Origin of the sequence: Thermosynechococcus sp. PP555 (genome assembly GCF_031583225.1) — a bacterium.
GTDB lineage: Bacteria > Cyanobacteriota > Cyanobacteriia > Thermosynechococcales > Thermosynechococcaceae > Thermosynechococcus.
Genome location: NZ_CP134168.1, coordinates 379,620 through 406,164 on the forward strand (window position 1 = coordinate 379,620; position 26,545 = coordinate 406,164).

At 53.0% G+C, this 26,545-nt stretch carries 27 protein-coding genes and 1 tRNA gene; 12 read left to right on the plus strand and 16 right to left on the minus strand.

The window, feature by feature from the left end; all coding sequences use genetic code 11:
- Positions 1-107 precede the first annotated feature (107 nt).
- Positions 108-1,526 carry a sugar transferase gene (locus tag RHH27_RS01765; RefSeq protein ID WP_399364947.1) on the plus strand — a complete coding sequence of 473 codons (1,419 nt, stop codon included), beginning with the start codon at positions 108-110 and terminating at the stop codon, positions 1,524-1,526.
- Here RHH27_RS01765 and RHH27_RS01770 read toward each other — a convergent pair.
- Positions 1,479-4,007 carry an EAL domain-containing protein gene (locus RHH27_RS01770; RefSeq protein ID WP_302678694.1) on the minus strand — a complete coding sequence of 843 codons (2,529 nt, stop codon included), beginning with the start codon at positions 4,005-4,007 and terminating at the stop codon, positions 1,479-1,481. The genes RHH27_RS01765 and RHH27_RS01770 overlap by 48 nt on opposite strands.
- 316 nt (positions 4,008-4,323) lie before the next feature.
- Here RHH27_RS01770 and RHH27_RS01775 point away from each other — a divergent pair, with 316 nt between their 5' ends.
- Both RHH27_RS01775 and RHH27_RS01780 read left to right on the plus strand, forming a co-directional pair.
- Positions 4,324-5,817, plus strand: a complete 1,494-nt coding sequence (locus RHH27_RS01775; RefSeq protein WP_225901617.1) for a pitrilysin family protein — start codon at positions 4,324-4,326, stop codon at positions 5,815-5,817.
- Between the two features lie 118 nt (positions 5,818-5,935).
- The gene (locus RHH27_RS01780; protein ID WP_302677141.1) at positions 5,936-6,298 is read left to right on the plus strand and encodes a hypothetical protein; all 363 of its coding nucleotides are present in this window, start codon (positions 5,936-5,938) and stop codon (positions 6,296-6,298) included.
- 154 nt (positions 6,299-6,452) lie between these two features.
- Here the strand turns inward: RHH27_RS01780 and RHH27_RS01785 are convergent, their stop codons facing one another.
- The 5 genes from RHH27_RS01785 to RHH27_RS01805 all read right to left on the minus strand — a co-directional run bounded on the left by RHH27_RS01785 (position 6,453) and on the right by RHH27_RS01805 (position 11,910).
- On the minus strand, positions 6,453-7,259 hold the full coding sequence (locus RHH27_RS01785) for an ABC transporter substrate-binding protein (RefSeq protein WP_225901618.1): 807 nt from the start codon (positions 7,257-7,259) through the stop codon (positions 6,453-6,455).
- 233 nt (positions 7,260-7,492) lie between these two features.
- Entirely contained in the window at positions 7,493-10,378 is a 2,886-nt protein-coding gene (gene infB / locus RHH27_RS01790) for a translation initiation factor IF-2 (RefSeq protein ID WP_302677143.1), read from the minus strand.
- A 200-nt stretch (positions 10,379-10,578) separates the two neighbouring features.
- Positions 10,579-11,130, minus strand: coding sequence for a ribosome maturation factor RimM (rimM, locus tag RHH27_RS01795; RefSeq protein WP_302678696.1), 552 nt, complete (start codon positions 11,128-11,130; stop codon positions 10,579-10,581).
- Complete coding sequence (locus RHH27_RS01800; RefSeq protein WP_302677778.1) at positions 11,111-11,725, minus strand: precorrin-8X methylmutase; 615 nt, start codon at positions 11,723-11,725, stop codon at positions 11,111-11,113. The genes rimM and RHH27_RS01800 overlap by 20 nt, the downstream gene beginning before the upstream one ends.
- Positions 11,725-11,910, minus strand: a complete 186-nt coding sequence (locus RHH27_RS01805; RefSeq protein ID WP_302677145.1) for a hypothetical protein — start codon at positions 11,908-11,910, stop codon at positions 11,725-11,727. The genes RHH27_RS01800 and RHH27_RS01805 overlap by 1 nt, the downstream gene beginning before the upstream one ends.
- Before the next feature lies 1 nt (position 11,911).
- Between RHH27_RS01805 and RHH27_RS01810 the strand changes: the two genes are divergently transcribed.
- From RHH27_RS01810 to mtnA, 3 genes are all read left to right on the plus strand, one after another.
- Positions 11,912-12,403, plus strand: a complete 492-nt coding sequence (locus tag RHH27_RS01810) for a CGLD27 family protein (protein ID WP_302678697.1) — start codon at positions 11,912-11,914, stop codon at positions 12,401-12,403.
- Between the two features lie 43 nt (positions 12,404-12,446).
- Entirely contained in the window at positions 12,447-13,394 is a 948-nt protein-coding gene (locus tag RHH27_RS01815) for an asparaginase (RefSeq protein WP_255451666.1), read from the plus strand.
- Positions 13,395-13,471: 77 nt separating this feature from the next.
- Positions 13,472-14,539 carry an S-methyl-5-thioribose-1-phosphate isomerase gene (gene mtnA, locus RHH27_RS01820; RefSeq protein WP_302678698.1) on the plus strand — a complete coding sequence of 356 codons (1,068 nt, stop codon included), beginning with the start codon at positions 13,472-13,474 and terminating at the stop codon, positions 14,537-14,539.
- Here mtnA and RHH27_RS01825 read toward each other — a convergent pair.
- Positions 14,536-14,883 (minus strand): hypothetical protein, encoded by a 348-nt coding sequence (locus RHH27_RS01825; RefSeq protein WP_206200820.1) that lies wholly within the window; start codon positions 14,881-14,883, stop codon positions 14,536-14,538. The two genes, mtnA and RHH27_RS01825, sit on opposite strands and share 4 nt — an antisense overlap.
- Before the next feature lie 88 nt (positions 14,884-14,971).
- Between RHH27_RS01825 and RHH27_RS01830 the strand changes: the two genes are divergently transcribed.
- Genes RHH27_RS01830 through ilvD form a run of 3 tightly spaced genes read left to right on the plus strand, consistent with a single transcriptional unit; the run spans position 14,972 to position 17,968 of the window.
- Positions 14,972-15,277: a hypothetical protein gene (locus RHH27_RS01830; protein WP_206200821.1), complete on the plus strand. Its 306-nt coding sequence runs from the start codon at positions 14,972-14,974 to the stop codon at positions 15,275-15,277.
- Positions 15,267-16,244: a stage II sporulation protein M gene (locus RHH27_RS01835; protein ID WP_206200822.1), complete on the plus strand. Its 978-nt coding sequence runs from the start codon at positions 15,267-15,269 to the stop codon at positions 16,242-16,244. Before RHH27_RS01830 ends, RHH27_RS01835 begins: the two co-directional genes overlap by 11 nt.
- Positions 16,245-16,285: 41 nt before the next feature.
- Positions 16,286-17,968, plus strand: a complete 1,683-nt coding sequence (gene ilvD / locus RHH27_RS01840) for a dihydroxy-acid dehydratase (protein WP_206200823.1) — start codon at positions 16,286-16,288, stop codon at positions 17,966-17,968.
- Here ilvD and RHH27_RS01845 read toward each other — a convergent pair.
- The 9 genes from RHH27_RS01845 to RHH27_RS01885 form a co-directional block, all read right to left on the minus strand.
- The gene (locus RHH27_RS01845) at positions 17,931-18,722 is read right to left on the minus strand and encodes a cobalt-precorrin-6A reductase (protein WP_206200824.1); all 792 of its coding nucleotides are present in this window, start codon (positions 18,720-18,722) and stop codon (positions 17,931-17,933) included. The genes ilvD and RHH27_RS01845 overlap by 38 nt on opposite strands.
- On the minus strand, positions 18,723-18,899 hold the full coding sequence (locus RHH27_RS01850) for a hypothetical protein (RefSeq protein ID WP_206200825.1): 177 nt from the start codon (positions 18,897-18,899) through the stop codon (positions 18,723-18,725).
- Positions 18,900-18,920: 21 nt separating this feature from the next.
- Entirely contained in the window at positions 18,921-19,883 is a 963-nt protein-coding gene (locus tag RHH27_RS01855; RefSeq protein WP_206200826.1) for an aldo/keto reductase, read from the minus strand.
- 104 nt (positions 19,884-19,987) lie between these two features.
- On the minus strand, positions 19,988-20,173 hold the full coding sequence (locus RHH27_RS01860; protein WP_206200827.1) for a hypothetical protein: 186 nt from the start codon (positions 20,171-20,173) through the stop codon (positions 19,988-19,990).
- On the minus strand, positions 20,170-20,727 hold the full coding sequence (gene rsmD / locus RHH27_RS01865) for a 16S rRNA (guanine(966)-N(2))-methyltransferase RsmD (RefSeq protein WP_206200828.1): 558 nt from the start codon (positions 20,725-20,727) through the stop codon (positions 20,170-20,172). Before rsmD ends, RHH27_RS01860 begins: the two co-directional genes overlap by 4 nt.
- A gap of 171 nt (positions 20,728-20,898) precedes the next feature.
- Entirely contained in the window at positions 20,899-21,429 is a 531-nt protein-coding gene (gene ftnA / locus RHH27_RS01870) for a non-heme ferritin (RefSeq protein ID WP_206200829.1), read from the minus strand.
- Positions 21,395-21,643, minus strand: a complete 249-nt coding sequence (locus tag RHH27_RS01875; protein WP_206200830.1) for a FeoC-like transcriptional regulator — start codon at positions 21,641-21,643, stop codon at positions 21,395-21,397. The genes ftnA and RHH27_RS01875 overlap by 35 nt, the downstream gene beginning before the upstream one ends.
- Before the next feature lie 2 nt (positions 21,644-21,645).
- Entirely contained in the window at positions 21,646-23,943 is a 2,298-nt protein-coding gene (gene feoB / locus RHH27_RS01880; protein WP_302678699.1) for a Fe(2+) transporter permease subunit FeoB, read from the minus strand.
- Positions 23,944-23,957: 14 nt separating this feature from the next.
- Positions 23,958-24,497 (minus strand): ferrous iron transport protein A, encoded by a 540-nt coding sequence (locus RHH27_RS01885; protein WP_399364497.1) that lies wholly within the window; start codon positions 24,495-24,497, stop codon positions 23,958-23,960.
- 1,022 nt (positions 24,498-25,519) lie between these two features.
- Here RHH27_RS01885 and RHH27_RS01890 point away from each other — a divergent pair.
- From RHH27_RS01890 to RHH27_RS01900, 3 genes are all read left to right on the plus strand, one after another.
- A tRNA-Pro gene (locus RHH27_RS01890) sits at positions 25,520-25,593 on the plus strand.
- Between the two features lie 57 nt (positions 25,594-25,650).
- Positions 25,651-26,304 (plus strand): DUF3318 domain-containing protein, encoded by a 654-nt coding sequence (locus tag RHH27_RS01895; RefSeq protein WP_302678700.1) that lies wholly within the window; start codon positions 25,651-25,653, stop codon positions 26,302-26,304.
- Positions 26,305-26,306: 2 nt separating this feature from the next.
- The gene (locus RHH27_RS01900) at positions 26,307-26,525 is read left to right on the plus strand and encodes a hypothetical protein (RefSeq protein ID WP_206200833.1); all 219 of its coding nucleotides are present in this window, start codon (positions 26,307-26,309) and stop codon (positions 26,523-26,525) included.
- Positions 26,526-26,545 lie beyond the last annotated feature (20 nt).

The following is a 26,545-nucleotide window of genomic DNA, read 5'->3' on the forward strand; positions in this document are numbered from 1 at the left end:
CATTGTCGAGGATTTGTTGTGGTCTGCAAAGAGATATTGCACCGCGATCGCCCCTTGGGGTTCTGCGGAATACTAAACCCTAGCCATTGTTGTTGTGTTGCGCCATGATGCGGTCTCACACGTCTCCCCGCGATATTCGGGCACCCCGCTGCCGTCGGATGTGGTTGCGCTCAGAAACGGTCTTTGCCCTACTGCTATTGACCAGTGACCTCGTGGGGTTGGTGTTGGCTTGGAAGTTGGGCTTACAACTCAATCGCTTCTATGCGCCGTTGCCCCCTGATTTAGCAGCGTGGTACTGGCTGGGATTGCCCAGTGTCTTTTGGCTCTTTGCCACTGGTCTATTGTTTTTGATTGCTGTGAGTGGGCTGTATCACCCGCGCGGCCATTGGAAAAATTATCTGCGCCTTGCCAAGGTGCTGAGCTTGGGCTATTTGTTGGCGCTGGCGATCGCCTACTTCTATGACCCCACCGTAGATTTACCCCGCTCGCTGTTTTTTAGTGCTTGGGGTCTCAGTGTGGTTTTCGCGGTGATCTTGCGCTTAGCCGTGAGTCTGGCGTTCAAAATTTGCACCCTACGGCAACCGATTCGCGCTTTTCTGGTGGCGCCCCCGGAGCGACAGGAGCATCTCAGCCGCCTACTAGAGCAACGCTCGAACTATAAGATTGTCGGCAGGGCGATCGCCACCATGGCCAATGAACCGGAAACCCTGACCGAGATTCTCAACTGTCAAGCCCAAGAGGTGATTGTAGAAGGCCTCCCCCCAGCCCATCTCGCTTCAGCCCTCTATTGGCAACTACGCCAACATGGCATTGCCCTACGGTTGATTCCCTCCAGCTTGGAAATGCTTTACCGCCGCGGCACCCCGGAAATTGTGGCGGCTTTGCCCACCCTGCGGGTAGATATGACGTATCTCAATGGTTGGGAATATCGGCTGAAGCGCTATTTGGACGTGATTTTGGCACTCTTTGGCATCGTGGTGCTGGCACCCCTCTTTATTGTGGTGGCGATCGCCATCAAACTCACCTCCCCAGGGCCTGTCTTTTTCCGCCAAGAGCGGGTAGGACTCCACGGCCAAGTCTTTCAGATGTGGAAATTTCGCACCATGCGTGCCGATGCCCCGCAACTCCAAGCGCAGTTGGAAGCGCAAAATGAATCCGCCGATGGCATTCTCTTCAAGCTAAAAAACGACCCTCGCCGCACGCGCCTCGGCAGTTTCCTGCGCAAGACCAGCATTGATGAACTGCCGCAACTGTTTAATGTCCTTTGGGGAGATATGAGCTTAGTGGGGCCGCGTCCGCTACCCCTGCGGGATGTTGCCCGTTTTCATTCTTGGCACCATATTCGCCATCAGGTGATGCCGGGGATTACCGGGCTGTGGCAAATTTCTGGCCGCTCTCAAATTGGCAATTTTGATGAAGCCGCCCGCCTTGACCTTTACTACATCGATAACTGGTCTTTGAATCTGGATTTGGAAATTCTAGTGGAGACCGTGCACATTGTGCTCTTTGGTAGTGGGGCGTATTAGGTGCGGCAACAATTGGCTGGCAAATAACTGTTCCACCTGTTGAGCTGAGAGGGGGCGGGCAAAGAAATAACCTTGGCCATAGTTACAGCCGAGGGCTTGGAGCACACGATATTGTTGACGGGTTTCGATGCCCTCCGCCACCACCTTTAGTCGCAAAGAATGCGCCAGCATGAGAATCGTGTGCACAATTGTCGCCGAAGATTCCTCACTATTGAGGGCGGAAATAAACGTGCGATCAATTTTTAGTGTATCAATGGGAAAACGGTGCAAATAACTCAGGGAAGAATAGCCCGTGCCAAAATCATCCATATACAGGCCAATGCCCATGGCGCGAATTTCCTCAAGGGTGGCGATCGCCACCTCCTTGTTGTCAATCAAGATGCCCTCGGTCACCTCAAGGCGCAGTCGCTCAGCGGGAAATTCTGTTTCTGACAAAATTGATCTTAAGTTGAGCAGCAGATCCGCTTGCTGGAAATGACGACCGCTGAGGTTGACACTAATGCTTAAACTGCGACTGCGGGGAAACACCTTTGACCAGCGTTGCATTTGCCGACAGGCTTCTGCCATCACCCACCAACTAATGGGTAGGATCAGACCCGTTTCTTCGGCGACAGTCATGAATTCACCGGGGGAGACGATTCCCCGTTCGGGATGTTGCCAGCGCAGCAGCGTTTCAAAGCCGACAATATTGAGCGTTGATAGATCAACAATCGGTTGATAGTACACCAAAAATTCATCGCGCTCTGCCGCCCGTCGCAGATCAGTTTCCATTTGCATCAGGGCAATGCTCTGGGCACGCATCGTCATGCTAAAGACTTCATAGCGAGCTTTGCCCAAGGATTTCGCGCGGTACATGGCGGTATCCGCATCCCGCAACAAGTCCTCAGCCGTTTTGCTTTCCTCGCTGGGGAAGGCAATGCCAATACTGGCACTGGTAAAGACTTCATGCCCCTCAAGGAGAAAAGGACGGCTCAGAGCCACTAGCACTCGTTCTGCCACTTCGATCGCTTGGGCGGGAGTCGTTAACTCCTCCAAGAGAATGGCAAATTCATCACCCCCAAGGCGGGCGATCGTGTCCTCAGCGCGGGTACAGGCCGTCAGTCGCTGGCCAATGCCAATCAGGAGTTGATCCCCAGCTAAGTGCCCCAAGCTATCGTTGATCACCTTAAAGCGATCCACATCTAAAAACAGCACCGCAAAGAGGGAGTTGGGGCGCCGCACGCGACGGGTAATGGCTTGCGTCAGCCGATCCATAAAGAGCACCCGGTTGGGTAGCCCCGTCATGGCATCGTGGAGGGCATCGTGGAGAATTTGCTCCTGAATCAAGTGGTACTCTGTGACATCGGTCATCGAACCGGCCATGCGATAGGGCTGTCCCTCTTCATTGCGCAGGGCTTTGCCCCGCGATCGCATCCAACGGTAACTGCCATCGGCGTGTTTAATCCGAAACTCACACTCAAAATGGGGACGGGTACCGAGAAGATGCTCCTTCATGCTCTGGCGTAGCCGCTCTAGGTCATCGGGGTGGACACGCCGCCACCATTCCTCGATGGTGGGTTGTAGGGTACCGGGGGTTTCGCCAACCAGCAGTTCCCAGCGGGGAGAATAATACATCGAGCGATCGCTAATCTGCCAATCCCAAAGGCCATCATTGGCGCCCTCAGCCGCCAGAGCATAGCGTTCTTCACTAATGCGCAGGGCGAGTTCAGAACGTTTGCGTTCAGTAATATCGGTAATGTAGCAGCGAATTAATTGGCTCTCCCGCAGCAGATGGATTGTCACTTCGTAGGTGCGATCGCCAACGTTGATTTCTTCAACAGAAAATCGCTTTTCCTGCAACGACCAGCTTTTGAGGCGCGATAGCAGCGGATGCTGCACATCTGGTTCCCCAAGATCGGGAAATTCCTGAATGGCCGCTGGGTTGAGATAGGTAATTTGGCCATTGGGAGCCAGTTCAATGATCGGATAGGGACTTAACTCTGGAAAGGAGGACAACCGCAGCAGTTGGATTTCGGTCACCTCAGACATTTCACTGCTGACGAAGGCACCCCCCCAAGAGGCCACGTCTTGATCTGAGATACTTGATGCTTCGAGGGCGCGGGTGTAGCGATTGAACCCGGAGTCAGAAATATTGGCGATCGCGTGGTAGCGGGCGCGCACATCACCGCCAAAGACGATCAAATCCTTATGCTGAAGAATGTGGGATTGACAGGGCTTGCCATTGACCGTCAGACCATTGACACTGCGCTTCCCTTGTAAATCGCCATCAATGAGGCGAAAGAAAAAATTACCACTGCTGGGATCCAAAACCCGTAGCAAAACAGCGTGCTGACGGGAAACCATTGGCGACTTAAGAACAATCGTATTGCTAGGATGTCGCCCAATTGTATAGGTACTGGCTTCCAAGGGAATGGTACGCCGACCCTCCTGATCCTCAATAACGAGGAGATGGCGCCACTTCTTCGGCGGATCAGACTTCACATCAATGGCCTCGGCAAATTGTCATGAGGAAACGGTTTTCACTAGAAACTCCTCAATCAAACCGGTATTGATGAAGAGACTCACTTGCTATTCTAGGACGTGAGATTTTATCCTGTTTACAGAAAATTTACTGGGTTGCAGTGCAGTCTTTATCCTGACAATACTTAGAATAAGTTAAGCATTTCTTAACAGTGTAATGTGATTTTCATGGGTGGCAGTCTTTTTCACATCGATGGAACACACTTAAAACTGTGAAAGCTGCTCTGGGAGAGGATGATATCCCCCTCACATATCCCATAATTTGGAAAACCGTTATATGTTGGCTTCATCCTATCGGATTATTTTTATTCTTTTTCTCTCGATGGCTGTCTGGCTCCAAAGACGCCGTCCAGTGGGGCGATCGCTTTGCCTTGGACTCGTAGCGGCTCTCCTGCTATGGTTGATCCCACCCTCTTTGGCAGCAGCCATGACCCCCAAGCACTACACTGAGCTGACATTTCCCCCCTTACCGGAAATTCAAGTGCCGGCCTATGAACGCCGTCAGTTGGCCAATGGGATGGTGGTCTATCTCCTAGAGGATCACGAGTGGCCCTTGGTGCGAGGCACCTTAATCTTTCGGGCAGGTAGTCGTTGGGATCCGCCGGCTCAGGTGGGTTTGGCAGAAGTCAGTGGCGACCTGATTCGCACGGGTGGCACCCAAGTTCATCGTGCCGCTGAAATTGACCAATGGCTTGAGGATCGAGCAGCAGCCATTGAATCGGGTGTCGGCAAAAGTTTAGGGCGGATTAATTTCAACAGCCTCAAGGAACACAGTGAAGCGGTTCTAAGCCAACTAGCGGAGATGCTCCAAGCGCCAGCAGTAGAACCAGAGCGATTTGAACTGGCGATTCGGCGCCGACAGGGGATCATTCAACGCCGCGATGATCAACCCAATGCCCAAGCAGAACGGGAATTTTACAAGCTGATCTACGGTGCGGAGAGTCCCTATGCCCGCACCCAAGAGTTAGAAACCCTTGCCAAGATCACACCGGCGGATGTGCAGCAGTTTTACCGCAGGTACCTCGCTCCCTCCCGCTGTATTTTGGGCTTGGTGGGCGACTTTGATGCCTCACAAATGGGCGATCGCCTTGAAGCAATTTTTGGCTCATGGCAAGATCCACCGAATTTACCTCCTTTGCCCCCCTTACCTAGGGTAACAGTTGATACGTCGCCAACAACGGTGGTGATTAATCGCCCCCATCTCTCCCAAAGCTACATCTACACGGGACAATTGGGGGGGACGCTCAAAGATCCGGACGTGTTTAACCTCTATGTTCTCAATGGGGTTCTCAATGGCTTTGGCGGGCGTCTTTTCAATGAAGTGCGATCGCGCCAAGGCTTGGCCTATAGTGTTTATGCCGCTTGGAGTCCCGAATTTGACTATCCAGGGGTCTTCTATGGGGTGGGACAAACCCAAACCCAGACTACAGCCAAGTTTCTCAGCGCCCTACGGCAGGAAATCCAGCGACTGCAACAGGAACCCGTTAGTGCCGCAGAACTGAACTACGCCAAAGACAGTATTCTCAACTCCTTTGTCTTTAATTTTCGCGATCGCCTGCAAATTCTCAATCGTCTCCTGCGCTACGAATACTACGATTTGCCCAAGGATTTTATCTTCCGCTATCAGCGAGCCGTTAAAGCCGCAACGGCAGCAGATCTGCAACGGGTGGCACAAACCCGCCTAAAACCAGAACAGTGGCGTACCCTGATTGTGGGCGATCGCATCCCCTGCCCTACGACAAATTGCCAGCAACGACAATCTCAATCCTAAGAGCAAGATGAGCTTTCGCATTCAGAATATTGCGCGGCTGCGCCAAATCAAGCAATCATCGTTAGACTAGCGATACAGACCTTTTCCAAAATCAAGTAACAAGTTGTGAGGAAACCCTATGTCAGCTTTGCGTCTCGCTCTTTTAGTCAGCCCTACCTTTTTGGCATCCGTCCTGAGCTTGGTCCCATTGATTGCACCTGCCCATGCCCAACTCAGTACCCCCATTCCCGTGCCACCTCCAGAAAGCAGTGAGTGTGTCACTAATCCCCACCAGAAGTTTCAACTGGTCTGTACTCGCCTAGGCGCTCAGGAAACGAAACTGCAAGCTAGCCGTGATAATGGTTCGCTGCCCCCTCCTGTACTAGAGTTTACTGAGGAAGAAAGTAATACCGCGATCGCGCTATTTGGCTGTGATTGTCCCCTGTGTCTAAATGCCCTACGGCAAATGCGTGGCCAGCCTCCCCTCAATCAACTGGGTTAATACTGGATACAAGGGAGTAGGATCCAAGTATGAGCCGCTGGATTAACCTGCTTGCCCTACTCCCTAATACCATCCTCACAATTTTATTTAGTCATCCCTCGCCCCACAATCGAGAAGTGAGGTTGAGAACCGTAGGGTCAGCGTCGGGAGGATGTCACACAATCCCAATTTGGGTCTGTTGATCATTCCATATTTTCCATTTTTCGTAGATGCGGCGTAATGTGCCGTCCTTCTTGAGGATGTCGATGGCTTGATCAACTTCTGTTTTGAGGGTTTCTCCTTTGGGGTTGTTCTTATTAAAGGCAATCACATAGTTATCCAAAAAGATCGGGACACCAATTGGGCGCAGGCTATTGTTCACTGTGCCCCCCGGACCGGCACCAAGAACGTAGTAGGCCACTATCGGGAAGTCGACGAGCAGAGCATCAACATGCCCGATGGCTAGAGCATTCATAAACCCCGTTGCATCATCATAGAGACGGGTTTTGATGCGGGGGTCTTTCTCTAGAATTTCCTGCGCCTTGTAGCTCATACCAGTGCCAACGGTCATGCCAGCCAGATTGGCTAGGGTAACTTCACTGGTGGCAGTGTATTTTTCGAAGCGGGGGTCATCTGCTCGCACTACAATCTGTTGGCCGTAGCGGTAGTAGGGCTGGGAAAACCATTGGATGCGCTTGCGATCAGTGGTGATTTCCCAACCGTTAAGAATCATGTCAAAGCGATTGGCGGCAAGGGCAGCGAACAGTTGATCATAGGACACCTCAAAAAAAAATGCCCTGACTCCCATCAGGCGTGCGATTGCTTCAGCAATTTCCACCTCAAAGCCAATCAACCTGCGGCGATCCGCTGGATCGTAAAAAACGTAGGGGGCACCCTCAATCGGATCCGCCCCCCAAGTCAATGTACCGGGGCTGAGCAGGCCATTGCTTGAGATGATCCCTGTCGCCGTAGATCCAGACAAGGAATCCCCCTTCCCGCCACAGGCCGTCAGCAGGCTCTTGCTGGCTGTGGCAATTATAGATATCGCGATTCCTTGAGAGACATGGCGCAAAAAGGTACGACGCTGCCATCCCATACCGACTTTCATCTTTGCAGTTGATCGGGCTTGAGGCTACCCATTGCTCAAACCCAACTCAGTTTAGCACATCGGCAGGCAGCACCCCCCGCCAGAGAATCCATGGAGGCTAAGGGGTGCTACTTTTTATCGCTACTGCCGCCAAGACTACGCCGTTTTGTTACTGTTTGGAAGGCGTAAATAATATCTCCTTCCTGCCATTGTTGAAAATCATCCAAGCGCACACCACATTCGTAGCCCGCCGCAACTTCGCGGACATCGTCCTTCATGCGTTTTAGCGAACTCAAGATGCCTGTGTGAATGACGCTTTGCTGGCGCAGCACCCGTACTTTGCAGTTGCGCACGAGCTTGCCATTGAGGACATAACAACCGGCCACAGCTCCTTTGCTCAGGGGGAAGATAGCCCGCACTTCGGCTTGACCCAGTTCTTCCTCGACCAGTTCGGGTTCCAGCATCCCCTCCATTGCCCCTTGAATATCATCGAGGAGCTTATAGATGATGTTGTATTCGCGGACATCAACGTTGTGCTGCTCAGCCGCTTGGCGTGCCCCTGAGGCAAGGGTGGTATTAAAGCCAATGATGACGGCACTACTGGCGGCGGCAAGGTCAACATCGGTTTCAGTAATTTCGCCGGGGGCAGCCAACAAGACTCGTAACTGTACTTGATCTTGGGGCAGTTGGTTGAGAGCCGCCAAAATCGCCTCGACGGAACCTTGAACGTCGGCTTTGAGAATGAGATTGAGTTCCTTGAGTTCCCCTTCGCGGGCTTGACTGGACAACGAGGTAAGGGAGACCCGCCGGGCGGCTGCGGCTTGGGCAAGGCGGGATTGGCGTTGAGCGGCGGCTCGCTCCTCCGCAAGGGCACGGGCGGCTTTTTCATCGCTGAGGACTTCAAATTCATCTCCGGCAGCAGGGACATCCGCCAGACCCAAGACTTCGACAGCAAAGGAGGGGGTTGCTGCCTCGACACGCTGCCCGCGATCGTCAATCATGGCGCGAACCCGACCAAAACAGGCACCTGCCACCAGAATATCGCCGACCCGCAGGGTACCGTTTTGTACCAGCAATGTGGCCACAGGTCCTCGTGCCCGATCCAAGTGGGCTTCAATGACGGTGCCTTTGGCGGGGCGATCGGGATTGGCGTAGAGATCCTCCACCTCAGCCACCAGCAGGATCATTTCTAGGAGCGTATCGAGATTTTGCTGTTGCAGGGCACTGACAGGTACCATAATCGTGTCGCCGCCCCACTCTTCGGGCACCAAGCCGTATTCAGTGAGTTCCTGCTTGACCCGCTCCGGTTGGGCAGACTCTTTGTCAATTTTGTTAATGGCGACAATGATCGGCACTTTAGCTGCTTTGGCGTGGCTAATGGCTTCAATGGTTTGAGGTTGCACCCCATCATCGGCAGCAACCACGAGAACAGCAATATCGGTGACCCGTGCCCCCCGTGCCCGCATGGCGGTAAAGGCTTCGTGACCGGGGGTATCGAGAAAGACTACCTGATGTTTTTCGCCGTTGTGTTCGACATCCACGTGGTAGGCGCCAATGTGTTGCGTGATGCCGCCTGCTTCCCCTTGAGCCACTTTGGCATTGCGAATGGCATCGAGAAGGCTGGTTTTGCCATGATCCACGTGACCCATAATCGTGACCACGGGTGGACGCCGTTGCAGGTGATCGAGGTCGCTTGACTCCAGCATTTCGGTGACTTTTGTGGCCTCGGCTTTCTGCTGTGCCGTTTCCACCGTAATCCCCAATTCCTTGGCCACGAGTTCAATTGTTTCCACCTCAAGGGTTTGGTTGATGGTGGCGGCAATTCCCTTAAAGAAGAGAATTTTAATGATTTCCGCTTCGGGGCGACGCACTAAACTGGCCAACTCCTGCACTGACATCGGGCCTTCAATCGTAATGTGATCGGGCGGTGGTGCTTCGGCTGGCTCTTCGTGACGGCGATCGCGATGGCGGGGTTGTTTTTTCTCGCTGCTTTTTTCGGTTTTCGCCGCTGGTGTAACGGGACGGGCGGGACGAGGCGCCTTGGGCTTGGGTGGCCGTTGCAACGATTGGCTGACATCAACGGTTACTTGGTGTACCCCGACCAAACGGCTGGTGAGTTCTAGTTCTTCCTCTTCGTCAATGACTTCTTCACGCAACTTGACGACGCGGGAGGATTTCCGTTTGTTCTCCTCATCATCAAAGTCTTTGTGACGGTGGCGGTCTTTGATGACTTTGCTAACGGACTTGTCATCGAGTACCTCAACGGTTTCGGTGACGGGCTTGGGTGGATTGGGTGCCCGCAGGACTGGCGCAACGGGTTTGGGTGGCGGTTGTAGCTCTGGTAAAGCTGGCTTGGGCGCCATTTCCGGGGGGTTGACGGGTGCCGGGGGAACTGCCCGCTGGACAATTTCAATGCGATCTTGACTGCTGGGTTTCGCAGGAGCGATCGCCACCTTTTCTTTTTTGGGGGGTTCCTTTAGCTCTTTGCGGGGCGGGGGAGCCGCAGCGACTTTTTCCACTTTCTTGGTGGGGCGGGCGGGCGGGGGGACTAAAGTAGGCGCTGGACGCGGTGGTGTCGGTTCGGGTTTTGCGGGAGGTGTAGGGGGTTTGGGCGCCACAGGTTCCACTGCCTTGGTGGCAACTGGTGCAGGGGGTGTGGGTCGCGCAGGGGGCTGCGGTGCTTGGGGACGAGCGGGAGGTTGTTGTAATTGAGGCTTGGGCGCTTCCGGCGTCCCAGAGCGGGGTTGAGTGTGGACAGCAACAATTTGCTGCGTTTTTGGAGGGGCTGGGGCTTTCTTCACAGGAGGAGGTGTTTTTGAAACTTTACGGGGTGAGGCACTATGGGGTTGATAGGTTTTGGCAGCTTCGCGAATGCGATCGGCATCGGCATCGGAAATTGTGCTGCTGTGACTTTTATAGGCAATTCCCAACTGTTCACAGATGGCCAATAAATCTCGATTATCCAGGTTGAGTTCTTTTGATAGGTCATAAATGCGAACTTTACCAATGCTCATGCTGTCTCTCAAAGGCTCTGAAATCTCTACGAAGGGGCAAACGGTAGGGCGATCGCGATCGCTCAGGTAAAGGCTACCGTCAAGGTGGAATTAATGGGTTTTAAGGGATGGGTTGGGGCAACTCACTCAACAACAATCTCAAGAGTCGGGGCTAAAAAAATAGAAGTATCCCTATTATTAACGATTTTGGTAGGGATTGATCAGGGCAACAGCCCTAAGGGGGGATCAATTTCAATTCTGCGGGCTGCTAGATCAACCACCGGCACGATGGCTGGCACAAAGGGAATATACACTGATCGGCGGGCTTCTTGCGCTGGGTCGAGTAACTGCACTTCTAGTAAGTCATTGCCGGCATTGACCAAGCCCACCACTTCGCCAACTCGCTCACCGTGGTGATACACGGCAAGTCCAATCAAGTCCATGAGGTGGTATTCATTTGCGGCAAGGGGTGGGCGATCGCTGGCGGGGACTAAAATTTCTGCCCCCTTGAGTGCCTCCGCTGCGGTGCGATCGCTGACTTCGGCAAAGGTAACCACAAACTGTTCGGCACGGGGTAAAAATCGCCCGCGCACGAGGGTCACCGCATGGGGTTGGGGCTGCCGGGGCGATCGCAACCAACGAGAACCCGCCACGGTAAAGCGTTCGGGAAAATCGCTAAAGGGCTTGACCTTGACCTCCCCCCGCAGGCCGTGGGCACCGACAATTTGGCCGATACAGAGCCATTCACTTGTCTCAGGGAAGGGGGTCACCATAGGCCGTCCAAGCCAACTTGAGTAAACCGTTCATAATTGCTGTGGCAACGCTCACGCCCCCCTTGCAACCCTTAATGGAGATGTGGGGCACCCAAGACTTTTGCAGGCGATCCAAAATGGGGGGGAGAAAATTGGGGGCAGCGTCAATAATTAAGGCAGGGCGAATTTCCTGAGCCTCCACTAAAGTCAGGAGAGGTTCTAGGGCTGAATGATCACTACTGAGGACAAAAATAGCCGTGGGATGGCGTCGTGCCAAGGTTTCTATGCCAAAAGCAATGCGGGACTTTTCCTGCTGCGGACGGGTGAAGGTTTCTGCCCCACAGTAAATGGGATTGCCAAAGGTGTTTTGGGTGTAGGAGAGCACCCCCACCTGCACCATCGTCACATCCACCACAATCGGGGTATGAGCGGCAAGGGCAGCCACACCGGATTGCAGGGCCTGCTCTGAGTAAATAATCAAATTCAGATACTCTAAATCCCCCGTCGCATAAATCACACGGCGCGTAATATCGTACTGTGCTGGACTCAGGTTGTGCCCGGCCAGCAACTGGTCAATAACCCGTAGTTGTGCAACGTCAGACTGGTGCCATTCCATCAAAGGTGCCGCAAGGGAGCTAGGGAATAATCAATATACCAACAAAATTTCTGCCCCACTAGGCGAGGTGGAGCCGTGACATCCTCTAGTGTACGAGGCGATCGCCCGATTTCATGCATGGTGTGGCGATCCACGATTTCAGCGAGACTGGTATGCTGGAAACAGCGTCCTTGAACTTGTGCCACTGTGTCTCAGATTTTCTGTCCTGTCCCGGCAGATCAACGACCGATCAACGAATATCGTGACCTCAAAGCCTCTTGGTTTTTTGAATGGTCGAGTTGGCCGCGGCCGCGTTTTCAAAGGCGTTTGCTACTGCTGTGGGGGATGGCTTGGCTCATTAGTGGTTCGGTGGCGATCGCCAGCTTTTCAGTGCAAGAGGCACCCCTACATGTTTTCTTCGCTGGGGTGCTAGGAGCAAACTTCCTGCTGTTGCTGATTCTTTTGCGCCTTGTACTCGGTTGGGCTTATGTGGGCGATCGGCTGCACCGTCCCACGGTCATTTATGAGGAAACGGGCTGGTACGACGGTCAAGAGTGGCAAAAACCCGAAACTGAATTGGCTCAAGATCGCCTGATCTATACCTACGAGTTGCGCCCGATTTTACAACGGTTACAGGTAACCCTTTTGGCGCTCGTGATCTTTTCTTTGGGACTGACCCTTGCTTGGGCACTCCTGTAGCTGCTGCTGATATTGTTGCTCATTGACCTGCATGACCGAACCTATGTCCAAACGCACCCAAGCCCCTCTGCTCGATGTTTGCTTACTGCGGGAAGGGATTGTTGAGTCGCGCCACCATGCCCATGCCGTGGTCTGTGATGCCCGTGGCCGAATTCTTGCCCTTGCAGGAAATGCGGAAACCGCTGCTTTTATCCGCTCTGCCCTCAAGCCCTTTCAAGCCTTGGCAGTGACAACAACGGGAACGATGGAGCGGTTTGACCTGAGCGATCGCGACCTCGCGATTATCTGTAGTTCCCACCAAGGGCGTATTGAGCAAGTCCGCCAAGTCTTTAACATCCTCTGGCGTGCCGATGTGGATCCCACTGCCTTGCAATGTCCCGTTCCCCCCGGCCGCCAAGGGGCACTGCAGCACAACTGTTCGGGTAAACATGCGGGGATGTTGGCGGTTTGTCAACAGCGCAATTGGCCATTGGCAAGTTATCTGCACAAAAATCACCCCGTCCAGGCTCTGATCCTCTCCAAGGTGGCAGAACTACTGAAGATGCCCGCCGCAGAATTTATCTGTGCCCACGACGACTGTGGGGCGCCCACGTACTTGATGCAACTGGTGCAGATGGCCACCCTTTACGGCCAACTGGCCTCGGGCAATGACTGGGCAATGGAGCGCGTCGTTCGTGCCATGACCCACCACCCTGATTTTGTTGCCGGTCCCGGTGCCTTTGATAGCGAGCTGATGCGCCTCACGGAGGGGGAAATCCTCAGTAAGTCCGGAGCTGAGGGGATTCAGTGTGTGGGTCGTGTGGGCGAAGGGATGGGATTGGCGATTAAGGTGAGTGATGGTGCGAAGCGTGCTAAGTATGCCGTTGCCATTCAATTGTTGAAGCAACTGGGCTGGATTACTCCCAGTGTGGCGGAAGCCTTGGGGGAGCAGTTTCTGATTCCCAACCAATTTACCCGTCTCGAGGTGAATGGTGAACTGACCTTTGCCTAGGGGGCTAAATTCTAGCCTGAATAGGTTCTCCCTTGGGTTATGATTTGTATTCAATTTTAGTGAGCACGGAGGCTGTTGTGGCTGTCACAGCAAATGTCGGAACCATCTTTCCTGTGGTGTGGGCGGGCGATCGCGTGCAGTTAATTGACCAAACCCGCTTGCCAGAACAGTATGAACTCAAGGACATCACCACCGCAGCGGAGATGGCCACCGCCATTCGGACAATGGTTGTGCGCGGTGCGCCAGCGATTGGGGTTGCCGCTGCCTTTGGCATGGTCTTGGGGGCACGGGAATACACAGGGAGCGATCGCAAGGGCTTCTTGGCTCACCTAGAGAATGTCGCTTCCGAATTGCGGCAAACCCGCCCAACGGCAGTGAATTTATTTTGGGCCATCGATCGCATGCTTGGGGCAGCCCAGCAAGCCACAGCCAGCCTTGAGGAACTGCAGCAGCACCTTCTTGAAACCGCCCAAACCATTGCCCGTGAAGATGTGCAAACCTGTCAAGCCATTGGTGAAAACGGCCTTAGTGTCCTGCCGAAAACGCCCGAGAAGTTGCGCCTGCTTACCCACTGCAATGCCGGTGCCCTAGCGACAGCAGGCTATGGAACAGCGTTAGGGGTGGTTCGTGCGGCTTGGGCGGCGGGTCGCTTGGAGCGAGTCTATGCCGATGAAACTCGTCCTCGTCTTCAGGGAGCGAAATTAACCGCTTGGGAATGTGTGCAAGAGGGCATTCCTGTCACCCTGCTGGCGGATACGATGGCGGCGCACTGTATGCAGCGGGGGATGATTGATGCGGTGGTGGTGGGCGCCGATCGCATTGCCCTGAATGGGGACATGGCCAACAAAATTGGTACCTATAGTGTTGCCCTCGCCGCCAAAGCCCACAACATTCCCTTCTTTGTCGCTGCACCCCTTTCTACAATTGATACTAAAATTGCCACTGGGGCGGAAATTCCCATTGAGGAGCGCCACCCCCAAGAAATTTATCAGGTGGGGTTTAGCCGCATTACACCCGCTGGGGTAGATTTTTACAATCCGGCTTTTGATGTCACCCCTGCCCATTTAATTAGTGGCATTATTACGGAGCTAGGGGTTTTTGCTCCCGCTGACCTTGCACAGGGTATTGGTGCAGCAGCAGGTTAACGGCGGCAGACTGCACGGGCAATATCACCCGCTATCGTACCGGGAGGATAGCTTTTGGTTCCCGTCCAATCCCAACCGTAATAATCACTCTTAACATCGTAGGGATTACAGGACGCCGTTGCCCGATGCCAGTAATCGTCGCCAAGGGTCGAGAGGCTAAAATCCACTTGGATAATGCCATTCCTATTTCTATAAAAGCGACGGGAATCCATATCCACAGTGTAAACACGGCCTCTACTGTCGCGAGCCACTTCCACTTCCATTTCTGCGAAACTAGGCGGGGCGATCGCCAGACTGAGGCTCAACGTTGCTGCCCCCACAAGGGCAACAGGTGTCCGAAACATGGTCACAAAACCTCTTTTTTTGCTAACACGATCGTAGCAACTGTGGTAGAAAATCGTTATTCCCAATTCAAAAAGCTTTATAGAAAAGATGATTTCCTCGCCATCCTCTTTAAGTACAACCGACCTCAACGCCCTTGCTGAACGGATCCGTATCGCGGCTGAGCGAGCCAATGGAAATGTCCATGACCTGTTGGCATTGCTGCGGCTTTTAGAGCAATTGCATCGCGAAATTTGTGACAATCAGTTTCAAGCGGCCTTGCCCACCAACCGCCAAGCGCTCTATCAACTACTGCGGGATATTGAAACCAATGGCGGCTGGCCCTACATTCCCCGCAAACGCCTAGAGTCTTTTTTGGGGGCAATTCAAGAGGAATCAGATAGTCATGAATGTTGAACGCTGGCTGATCCGCCAAGAGCCGCAGTGGCTAGAGCTAGAACACCTCCTCAACCGTGCTGAGACAGAGGGGATTCAAGCGCTATCGGCAACGGAGATTTGCCGCCTCAGTCAGTTGTACCGCTTGGTTAGTGCGGATTTAGCGCGGGCAAAAACTCGCCGCTTGGGCAGTAGCATCGTCAACTATTTGCAGGGTCTCACCTTGCGGAGCTACAGCCAAGTCTATCAGGGTCAGCGCTCCCAAGATTGGCGCAAAGTTTGGTGGTTTTTCCAGCGGGGCTTCCCAGCGGTTGTCCAGCAAACATGGGTCTATACGGCCTTTGCCTTGGGGGTATTTCTGGTGGCGGCGGCGATCGCTTGGTGGTATGCGTGGAGCGATCGCCAATTTTTGGAACTAGTGGTACCCGCAGACATCCTTTCCCTTGTGGAAGAGGAGGGCAAGCTCTGGATGGGATCGATCGTCGGGGTTGAACCCCTAGCCTCCAGTGCCATTATGACCAATAACCTGAGTGTGGCTTTTGCAATGCTAGCGGGAGGTATCCTAGGGGGGCTAGGGACGCTTTATATCCTCTGGAACAACGGTCTGCACATGGGGGCGATCGCTGCCTTGGTGGCTCAAAACAATCTAGGGTATCCCTTTTGGGCTTTTGTCAGTCCCCATGGTGCTTTGGAGCTGCCTGCAATTTTTCTGGCCGGCGCTGCGGGTCTGTTGTTGGGGCAAGCGATTCTCTTGCCGGGGCGTTACCGTCGCCTGAGCGCACTCAAAGGCAATGGCGCCTTGGCAGCACAACTGATGTTTGGCATTGTTCCCCTCTTGGTGATTGCCGGTATTATCGAGGGCTTTTGGTCGCCCAATCCGCTAATTCCCAACAGCGTTAAATATCTTTCTGGCTTAGGGTTATTTGCGGCTTTAGTGCTCTATTTGGCTTGGCCGCTAGAGCGATCGCCCACGGGTGAGGGAAAATAGAAGGATGCTTTATTGACGTTTAGGCCGATCGCGAGAACACTATGGCAGAAAACTGGCGCAGTCGCATCATTACAGAAGGCGTTCAACGCACCCCCAACCGAGCCATGCTGCGAGCCGTGGGCTTTGGCGATGAGGATTTCAACAAGCCGATTGTTGGGGTGGCCAGTGCCCACAGTACGATTACCCCCTGCAATATGGGGATTGCTGCCCTTGCCAGTCGTGCCGAAGCAGGCATTCGGGCAGCGGGGGGAATGCCGCAGTTGTTTGGCACAATTACGGTCAGCGATGGTATTTCCATGGGCACGGAGGGGATGAAATACTCTCTCGTCTCGCGGGATGTGATTGCTGATTCGATTGAGACCGCCTGTAATGCCCAAAGTATGGATGGGGTGCTGGCGATTGGTGGCTGCGACAAAAATATGCCCGGCGCGATGATTGCCATGGCACGGATGAACATTCCCGCCATTTTTGTCTATGGGGGCACGATTAAGCCCGGTCATTGGCAGGGTCAAGACCTGACGGTGGTTAGCGCCTTTGAAGCGGTGGGTCAGTTTAGTGCCGGCAAAATGGATGAGGCGACGCTCCATGCCATCGAGCACCATGCTTGTCCGGGGGCGGGTTCCTGCGGCGGTATGTTCACGGCCAACACAATGTCCTCAGCCTTTGAAGCCATGGGCATGAGCCTAATGTACTCGTCAACAATGACAGCGGAGGATGCTGAAAAAGCCGACAATACAGAGTTGGCGGGCAAGGTGCTGGTGGAGGCGATTCGTAAGAATATTCGACCCCGTGATATTATCACCCGCAAATCCATTGAAAATGCCCTCAGTGTGATTATGGCGATCGGTGGCTCGACAAATGCCGTGCTGCACTTTCTGGCGATCGCCCACAGTGCCGAGGTTCCCCTCACCATTGATGACTTTGAAACCATTCGCCAGCGGGTGCCCGTCCTCTGCGATCTCAAGCCCTCGGGTAAATACGTGACTGCGGATCTACATCGGGCAGGGGGCATTCCCCAAGTAATGAAAATGCTCCTCAATGCTGGCCTACTCCACGGGGATTGCCTCACGATTACGGGGGAAACCATTGCCGAGCGGCTGCGGGATGTGCCCGATACCCCCGACCCCAACCAAGAGGTGATTCGTCCGTTTGACAAGCCTCTCTACGCCACCGGCCACCTGACCATTCTCAAAGGGAATTTAGCCACTGAGGGCGCTGTCGCCAAAATCTCTGGGGTAAAAAATCCGCAGATTACCGGTCCGGCGCGGGTCTTTGACTCTGAGGAGGCCTGTTTAGAGGCCATTTTGGCCGGTAAGATCAACCGCGGCGATGTCATTGTCATTCGCTATGAAGGCCCTGTGGGTGGTCCGGGGATGCGAGAAATGCTGGCTCCCACCTCTGCCATTATTGGTGCCGGTTTAGGGGATAGTGTTGGCCTCATTACCGATGGTCGCTTCTCTGGTGGAACCTATGGCATGGTCGTGGGTCACGTTGCCCCAGAGGCGGCAGTGGGTGGCACGATCGCCCTTGTGGAAGAAGGAGACTCGATCACCATTGATGCCCATCGGCGGCTGCTGCAACTGAATGTCAGTGAGGAAGAACTGGCAGCGCGGCGGGCTAAATGGCAGCCCCCGGCACCTCGCTATACCCGTGGGGTATTGGCCAAGTATGCCAAACTCGTGTCTTCTAGTAGTCTGGGGGCAGTGACTGATCGCTTTGTTTAGAGGTGGCTAATTCCTGCAAAAAGGCCTCGATACCGGCGCGATCGCTCGTTTGGCGCGGATAGACCAGAGCAGGGCGTTGCAGGGTAATCAGCTTCACCCCCAGCTCACGGGCAAGGGTCTGCTTGATCTGCTCACTCTCGGTACCCGAGGCCTTGGTCACCACCGTTGTAATCTGCCACTGTTGCCAGAGGGCACGCTCTAACTCTCGCGATACGGGGGGGAAAATGGCAATTAAGCGCTGGCGATCGAACCCCGCCGCCAAGGCAGCCTCCAGTGCGCTTGTTGTGGGCAAAATCCGTGCAAAGAGGGTAGCCTGACGCTGGAGGGGCGCAAAAGCTGCCAAATGTTTGACTCCTAGGGTCAGCAACACCCGCTCACCCATGAGGAGATCCCCTTGCAGCAGTGTTGGCAAATCAGTATAGATGCCAAGAGCTGGCGGAAATGCTGGGCGTTCAAAGCGCAGGTAGGGCAAGCCAAATTCTTGGCTGATGGCAATGGCAAGGGCAGAGATTGCCACCGCAAAGGGATGGGACGCATCCACCACGGCTTGAATCGAATGTTGCTCGATAAACTCACGGGCACGCTCAGGGGTCAAGCGCTCGATATGGCAACTCAACAACGGATGCGCGTCATAAAGATGGCAGGCCGCCGCTGTGGTCACGCTCACCCAGCAGGGAAACCCTTGGCAGACAATTAATTGGGCAATCCAGCGACTCTCTTGGGTGCCGCCAATCAGCCAAATCGCTCCAGTCACCTAGCCCAGCAACGCTCGGCGAAAGTTTTCTCGATAGGACTTATTCATCAGTAGCGGTAGCCACAGCACGCTGAGAACAAAGCGCGATTGTGTGTAGTAGGTGCGGTGAAACCCTTGCCAAAAGCGCAGCGCAATCAAGAAGTAGAGAACAATTGCACCCAGACCGAGGAGTTCCATAAAGACGTTAGTGGATCTGAACTACCACTTCCACATTACTGGATTCTCCGGATCAAGGGTAGCAATGACCGGCCGGCTAATTTCATCGAGCATGGCCAAAATGGACTTATCTAACTGAAGGTCAGCCGCTTTGATATTTTCTAGCACTTGTTCCGGATGGCGGGCACCAACAATGGCACAGGTTTGCGGTTGATGCAGTAGCCAAGCCAACGCCAAATTCCCGACACTGCTGCCCAAGCTCTGGGCAATCGGTTTCATCAACTCAATCGCTTCAAGGGCACGGTCGTAGGTTTCTCCCTGAAAGAGCTGGTTTTTAGCACGGTTATCCTCAGGGTCAAACTGGTGGCCGGGACCAAAGCGACCCGTGAGCAACCCTTGGGCGAGAGAGGAGTAGGCCAAAACGGTAATCTCATGCTCAATACAGAAGGGGATGAGTTCTGTTTCTGCCCAGCGCCAAAAGAGGGAATAGGGGGGCTGGACACTCTCAATGCGTCCGTACTGCATCGCCTCCGCCAGTTGAGCACGGGAAAAGTTGGAGACCCCAATGGCACGGATTTTGCCCGCCACTTGCAACTCCACCATGGCTTGCATGGTTTCCTCGATGGGCACGATTTCTGAGCCAAAGGAGCCGGCAGGCCAGTGAATTTGGTAGAGGTCAATGTAATCAGTGTTCAGGTTGCGCAGCGATCGCTCGCAGGCGGCAATGACCTCCTTGTAGCGCAAGTGGTTAGCAAACACCTTTGTTGCATAGACACAGCGATCGCGCAAATCACCGACCGCTGCGGCCACAATCCGCTCTGAATGCCCATCGCCATAGACCTCAGCCGTATCAATGGTAGTCATCCCTGCTTCCACAGCCGTGCGGATCGTGCGAATGGACATCTCATCTTCTATACCGACCCACCAACGCTTGCCCGCTTGCCACGTGCCAAGAATGAGTGGCGTAATTTGGATATCTGTACGACCAAGGGGACGAGTTTGCATACAATCCTTCTCTTAAAGGAACAGCTAGGGGGGATGGTGGGAGACTGCACAATGGGTTTGACGATGACGTGATTGCGCTCTTGGTGCTTGGCTTCATAAAGCGCCTAATCCGCTGCATTAAACAGCTCTAAGGGGGAATCATTTCCCCGCGGAATCAGTAAGGCCACCCCAAAGCTCAGTCTCCCACAGCAACCCGCTGAAGAATATTCATGGACAATGTATCTCGCTTGAATCGCCTCCTGCAACTGCCACGCCACCAACTCCGCACCACCAATGTCTGTAAATGTCAATTTTTGTGACAAACCAAGAAGAGTACTGTCGTGCTGCCATAGGTTTTAATGCGTTGCTGCTGCCAGCCGATCGCTAAGATCGCCTCTAAATCTGGTGGATTTTTTGTGCGACACTCAACAGCAATTTCTCCCTCAGGGCTAAGACACTTTTGCTGCCAAATTAACTGGAGAACGGGTAGATATAAGTCACTATTATAGGGAGGATCAAAGTAGATGAAGTCAAACTGAGGCACAGGGACTTGGGTCAATTTCTGGCGCACATCTCCCCGCAAAACTAAAGTGTGCTGATGGGGCTGGGCAAGGGTTGACCAGTTTTGGCGGATGACTTGACAGGCTTGGGGAGACTGTTCGATCGCCACCACCCACTGGGCACCCCGCAGCAGGGCTTCTGCTCCCATGGCACCGGTACCAGCACACAAATCCAGCCAGCAACATCCTTGGAGGCGACCCTGCCAAATATTGAAAATGGCTTGGCGAACTTTGGCACGGGTGGGACGGGTACTGTGACCGGAAAGGGTTTTGAGCGATCGCTGGCCAGAAATTCGCAGAGGCATACGCTTAAGGTAACGGCTTTCGCCCAAAATAAAAAGCCCCGGGAGTCTTGCCGTGTTTCGACCCCAGGACTTTTGTTTGCGAATCACTCCTCACTACCTACAAGATACTCTGAGTCCTTGGGAACTCCTGTAGCGACACATGACACTTTCTGAAGCGGCACCCTTTTGGCTTTAGGCTGCGGGCGTTGACTGCATTGTCGTGGTTCCTTTGGTTTGGGCAAGCCTGCCAATTTCCTGATCAATAAAGAAGAGTCCTTGCCCCTCCGTGCCAATCAGTTCAATCTTGTCAAGGATACTCTTGAACAAAAACTCTTCTTGGTGCTGCTCGGCCACATACCACTGCAAAAATTGCAACGTCGCATAGTCAGGCTCCGTATCCGCTAACTGCACTAACTCATTAATTTTGTGAGTTACAAACTGTTCATGCTCATAAACTTTACTGAACATCTCCCGCAGGGACTGAAATGTGTGTGGGGGAGCTTCCATACCGCCTAGGATTGCCAAGGCACCGGTTTCATGCATGTAGTTCAAAAGCCGCCGCATGTGTGCCATTTCTTCATCAGCATGTTGACTGAGGAACGCCGCACAACCCTCAAGGGCTTTGTGGGCACACCAGGAACTCATCTGCAAGTAGAGATGTGCTGAATAAATCTCAAGGTTGATTTGCTCATTGAGCCGGTTGGTCATTGCTTGGGATAGCATTGTTGATTCTCCATTCGTAAAGTTCAAGAGGGTAAAAACCACACTGATGACAGCCGCCACAGTGGCTAGGGATGATTTTTTTCACCCGTCCTTTGCGGATGAGTTGGCTAAGGATCAGTTCAATCATCGCTGGCGGTACCTGAAAATGGGCAACCAATTCTTCCAAGGAAACCACGTGGTGCTTCTGAATATAGTCCTGCAGTTGCAAGAGCATAATTATGTCCCCTGTGGCGAGGAAAACCGCTGGCGATCGCCCCAATATTTCAAGGCCATGATTACCATCCCCATCACTGCCCCTAGAGCCAGTAACCAAATTAGCGAGAACATCGGATGCGCCGCAAAGGTCATGAGTTGGTAGTAAGCAGTGGCGACCCAGTAGGCCAATCCCGTTGTCCAAGCCGCTACAAAGATAGTCCAGCCCAAATTGGTTTCTCGATAGACGGCGGCAGTGGCCGATACACAGGGAAAGTAGAGCAAAACAAAGAGCAGGAAGGCGATCGCTGCCGTTGTCGTGCCAAACCGTTGTGCCATCTGGCCAAATGTTGTGTAGTGCACGCTCTGAAGTTCAGCTGCGGCTTCGGGGTTATCTGCCTCTTGCAACACATGGAACCCTAAAGGATCAAGCACCCGTTGCCCCAGCTCACTGAGATTTTTGGGAATGCTGAGCACCGCTTCCTTTAATCCCCCCCAAACTGAAAAGGGTTCTTCTGGTCTATCTCCAGCTTCAGTGCTTTGGGCTTCTTGGCGAGCTAACTCTGTATAGAGGGCATCCATCGTTCCCACCATCACTTCCTTGGCAAAGATCCCCGTAAAGAGTCCTACGGTTGCTGGCCAGTTGTCGGACTGAATCCCCATTGGCGAGAAAATCGGCGTAATTTGGCGACTAAAGGCGCTCAAAATCGATTGAGTACTATCCTTTTGGCCAAAGCGACCATCGGTGCCGACAGAGTTGAGCAGTCCGAGAATGACCACAAGGACGACAATCATCTTGCCCGCTCGACTAATAAAGGTTTTTAGCCGCTCCCAAGCCCGCAGGAGTACCCCTCTGAAGGTGGGTAAACGGTAGGGGGGCAATTCCATTACAAACGGAGCAATCTCTCCTTGAAAGAGGGTGCGCTTCAGCAAGAATCCCGTGAAGATGGCTGCGGCAATTCCCACCATATAAAGCAAAAACACGATATTTTGGCCGTTGCGGGGGAAGAAAGCAGCAACAAACAGGGCATAGACCGGTAGGCGGGCACCACAGGACATAAAGGGATTCATCAAAATCGTCATCAGGCGATCACGCCGATTCTCGAGTGTGCGGGTGGCCATAATGCCGGGGATATTGCAGCCAAAGGAAACCATCATCGGTACAAAGGACTTACCGGGTAAGCCCAGCCAGCGCATCAACCGATCCATGACAAAGGCTGCCCGTGCTAAATAACCAGAGTCTTCAAGAAGTGTGAGAAAAATAAAGAGCAAGCCAATTTGAGGAATAAATGTTGCCGTTGTTTGGATACCGCCCCCCACTCCCTCTGCCAGAAGACCAATGAGCCAACCGGGGGCATTAAATGTTTCCAGCACTTGGGTTGGCCAACCCACGACCAGCGTTCCGACACCAATATCAAAAAAGTCAATAAAGGCACCCCCCACGTTAATTGAGATGAGAAACATCAAGTACATGACGGCCAAGAAAATGGGAATTCCCAACCAGCGGTTGAGTGCAATGCGGTCAATGCGATCAGAGACTGTTGTTGTCAGGCGATCGCCCTGTTCCAGAACCTCAGCCATTAGGTGCTGAATCCAGCAATAGCGACTATCGGCAATCACAAGGTCTATGTCTTCTCCTAGGGTCTGGTGAATCCGCTCTCGCCATTGGCGCAGTGGTGCTACAACATCATTGGGAACTGATTCAATATATTGCAGCCAAGCCAAGGCCTGTGCCCGATTTTTGAGGCCTTGAGTCAGCAAATCAGCAATAGCCTCTTCAATCACAGGGGGTTGGGGCACACTAACGCTAGAAACAGGTGGTGCTGCCAAGGCAGTGCGAATAGTTTGCCGCAGTTGAGCAAAATGCTGTTGTTGTTTGGCACAAAAAGGCAGCACCGGTAGACCTAAGCGCTGGCTCAAGGCTGGGATATCCATCTTGATTTTGGTGGCACGAGCCACATCCATCATGTTGAGGACAAGGATGAGGGGGACTCCTAGATCAAGCAATTGTGATGTGAGGTAAAAATTGCGCTCTAAGTTAGCGGCATCCAGAATATTCACTACCAAGTCATATTCCCCCGCCAATAGAAACTTGCGGGCAATCTGCTCGTCTAAGCCAGTGCTATCCTCAGCATCGAGGGCATAGACCCCCGGTAGATCCACAACTTGGACAGTGATGTCGCGATCCCGATAGCGGCCTTCCTTGCGCTCAACAGTAACTCCTGGCCAGTTCCCTACCCGCTGATTTGCCCCCGTAAGACCATTGAAAATTGTTGTTTTGCCACAATTTGGGTTACCAATTAACGCAATTGTTGCTGCCATGTCACACTCCTTTGCTAGAGCAGATGGACTTTGAGGGCATCAGCTTCATCCTTACGCAAGCTCAAATGAAAGCCTCGCACCTTAATATCTGTGGGATCACCCAAGGGGGCATGGCGGACAACCTCAACTTCGGTGCCGGGGGTTAAACCCATGGCTAATAATTTGCGTTTGTAACTGGGGGTGGTAGGGGCATAGCCGATAATGCGCAGGCGAGCACCAAGGGGGGCACTGCGTAGGTTTACAGCTGCCAATTCCAGCTCTTTGAGCAAGATGTTTTGGGCTAGCTCGTGGTTCACACAAAACCGCTTTGAGTCAAGAGCCACCATGACTGCCCCGCGATCGCCCCGATGTAAGATGCTAATTATCGCCCCCGGTGCCAGACCCATCCCCAACAGTTGCTGGGTATTGCTGCACATTAACTTCACAATGCAGTAGCGATCGCCCACCTTAGCTTCAGCAAGGGAAATCAGATTAGACATGCCTCGTCTCCATCGCTGTCTTCGAGAATGGGGGTCGGCGATATAGGTAAAGGGTGGCCACAAAGGTGATGACATATTGCATTTAATGATTTTTTGAAAGCTAGTTATTGCATATAATTCTCAATTTATAGCACAGCTTTGCAGTGGCACCGTGACTTTAGCAAGTCTTAACCTATCTCCAATCATCCTAAGAGCTGGGTCTATTTGAAAGTTTTGGTGTGAATTTTGTCTTAAGTGAGATATTGAGACTTGTAAAAAGTCTTTTATTAAGATATTTAATCTCATAAGAGATTTTACAAAGAGCGTTTTTTATGGATGCGCAAAGCTCCTGCAAGTCACGGCGATCAAACCCGCTCAAAACGACGAAAGTCCCTATGGGTTTAGAAATCACCCTTGCTCATAAAGGCAGCTTGAAAATTTGCCTAAGTTTTGTCGTTAGCCAAGTTTTGATGCTGTTTTTCTGCGATTGGGTCATCTCCGCCTCGATAAAACAAATAAACAAGCCAGCGAGGTCAGAGCTTGTGATGTCCAAGTAGCGTTTGAACTCATTGGGTTTTTCAGGTCAGTGGGGTAAGGTGTCATCCCCCCTTCCCAGCGCTTTGGCAGCAACGATTAAATCGTAGTAATCGGTGTACCACACCTGCGGATCGTCCATGTCGGGAAAAAGCCGAGCGTTGTCAATCAGGTAAAGAAGAGCGACTAGGATCCTTTTTCTGGTGCGGTAGAGCTGTCTCGGCGGGCAATGTTCTGCTGTGAGCAGATGAACAAGACGAATCAGGGCAAACACGCGACTTAAGGTGATCTCGAAATCTGACCGTACTTGAGAGGGGGATGTTCTTCTCCTTAAGGTTTACAGTTGCCATCCCCAGAGACAAGCGTTGCTATTAAACCCTTGGAAAACGGCTCTACCTGACTGGTTCTGTTTGACCGATTGTGGGTGCCGCAATAGAGCAGATTTTTCAAACTCCCTTTTGAAGAGGGTTTTCACTGCCATAGTTTGAACTATGGACTAAAACTGGACTAAATTTCCTAGGTTGTGCCAACCGCTCCATCGCCATTGAGGAAAACCCCAGCAAGTGTTATCTTAGATAAGTTATCGGGATGTAGCGCAGCTTGGTAGCGCACTTCGTTCGGGACGAAGGGGTCGCAGGTTCAAATCCTGTCATCCCGATTGGTTAGCCTTAAACTGTTAAGATAGGTAAGAAATACCCTTGGATTTTCTTGTGCTATGACCTCGGCTGCATCCTCAGTTGCCCGTTCTGACTTAGCAGAATTGCGTCGTCTCAAGTCTCTCTTGCCACCAGAGCTGCAAAGCTGGGTGACGATCGAACCGGCCAGTGGGGTGAATCCTCCCCTCATTACCTGCGAAGAAATTGGCAAAGATGAGGTGGAGATTCAAATTGATTTAGCCCGTTGGGATCAATTGGCCAAGGATCAGCGCAATCTCCTCTTTTGGCATGAGGTCGCCCGCATTCAAAATGACACGATTCCCCGCGATGGCTGGGAGATGGCAGCACTGGCGATTGGTTTAGGGGGTGCTGTGGGAGAACTCTGGGTGCAGGATGGCCTGTTGCTGCTGCTTGCCCTTGGGCTGTGTGGCTTTTCGGGCTGGCGGCTCTACCAGCGCAATAATGGTGAAAAGGTTCTCAAGGAAGCCATTGCTGCTGATGAGCGGGCGATCGCCCTTGCGACTCGTTTTGGCTATGAACTCCCTAACGCCTACAAAAGCCTTGGCAGTGCCCTCAAGCTCCTAATTGAGCAAGCCCCCAATCGCCGCCAACGCAAACGCTATGAGATGCGTCTGCAAGCCCTGAAAAAAAGTGCGGCCAAAGCCAAAGCCCGCATGCAGGCCATGCAAAACGACACTCCAGCAGAATCTTAATCATGGCTCGGCCAAAACGCCAACTGCTGCTGCCAACCCTCATTCTCCTATGGACAGTGGCCAGTCTAGGGTTTATGGCGCAGTGGGATTTACATCCTGTCCTGCGGTACTATGGCTGGGTCTTCACGGCGCAAGTTGCCTTTTTGATTTTCTTTGCGCCAGCGATCGCCCGACAGCTCAGGGGTACCAAACGTTCCCAAAAAAATGAAAGCCTGCCTTGAATTCATAAAAAACCCTCGAT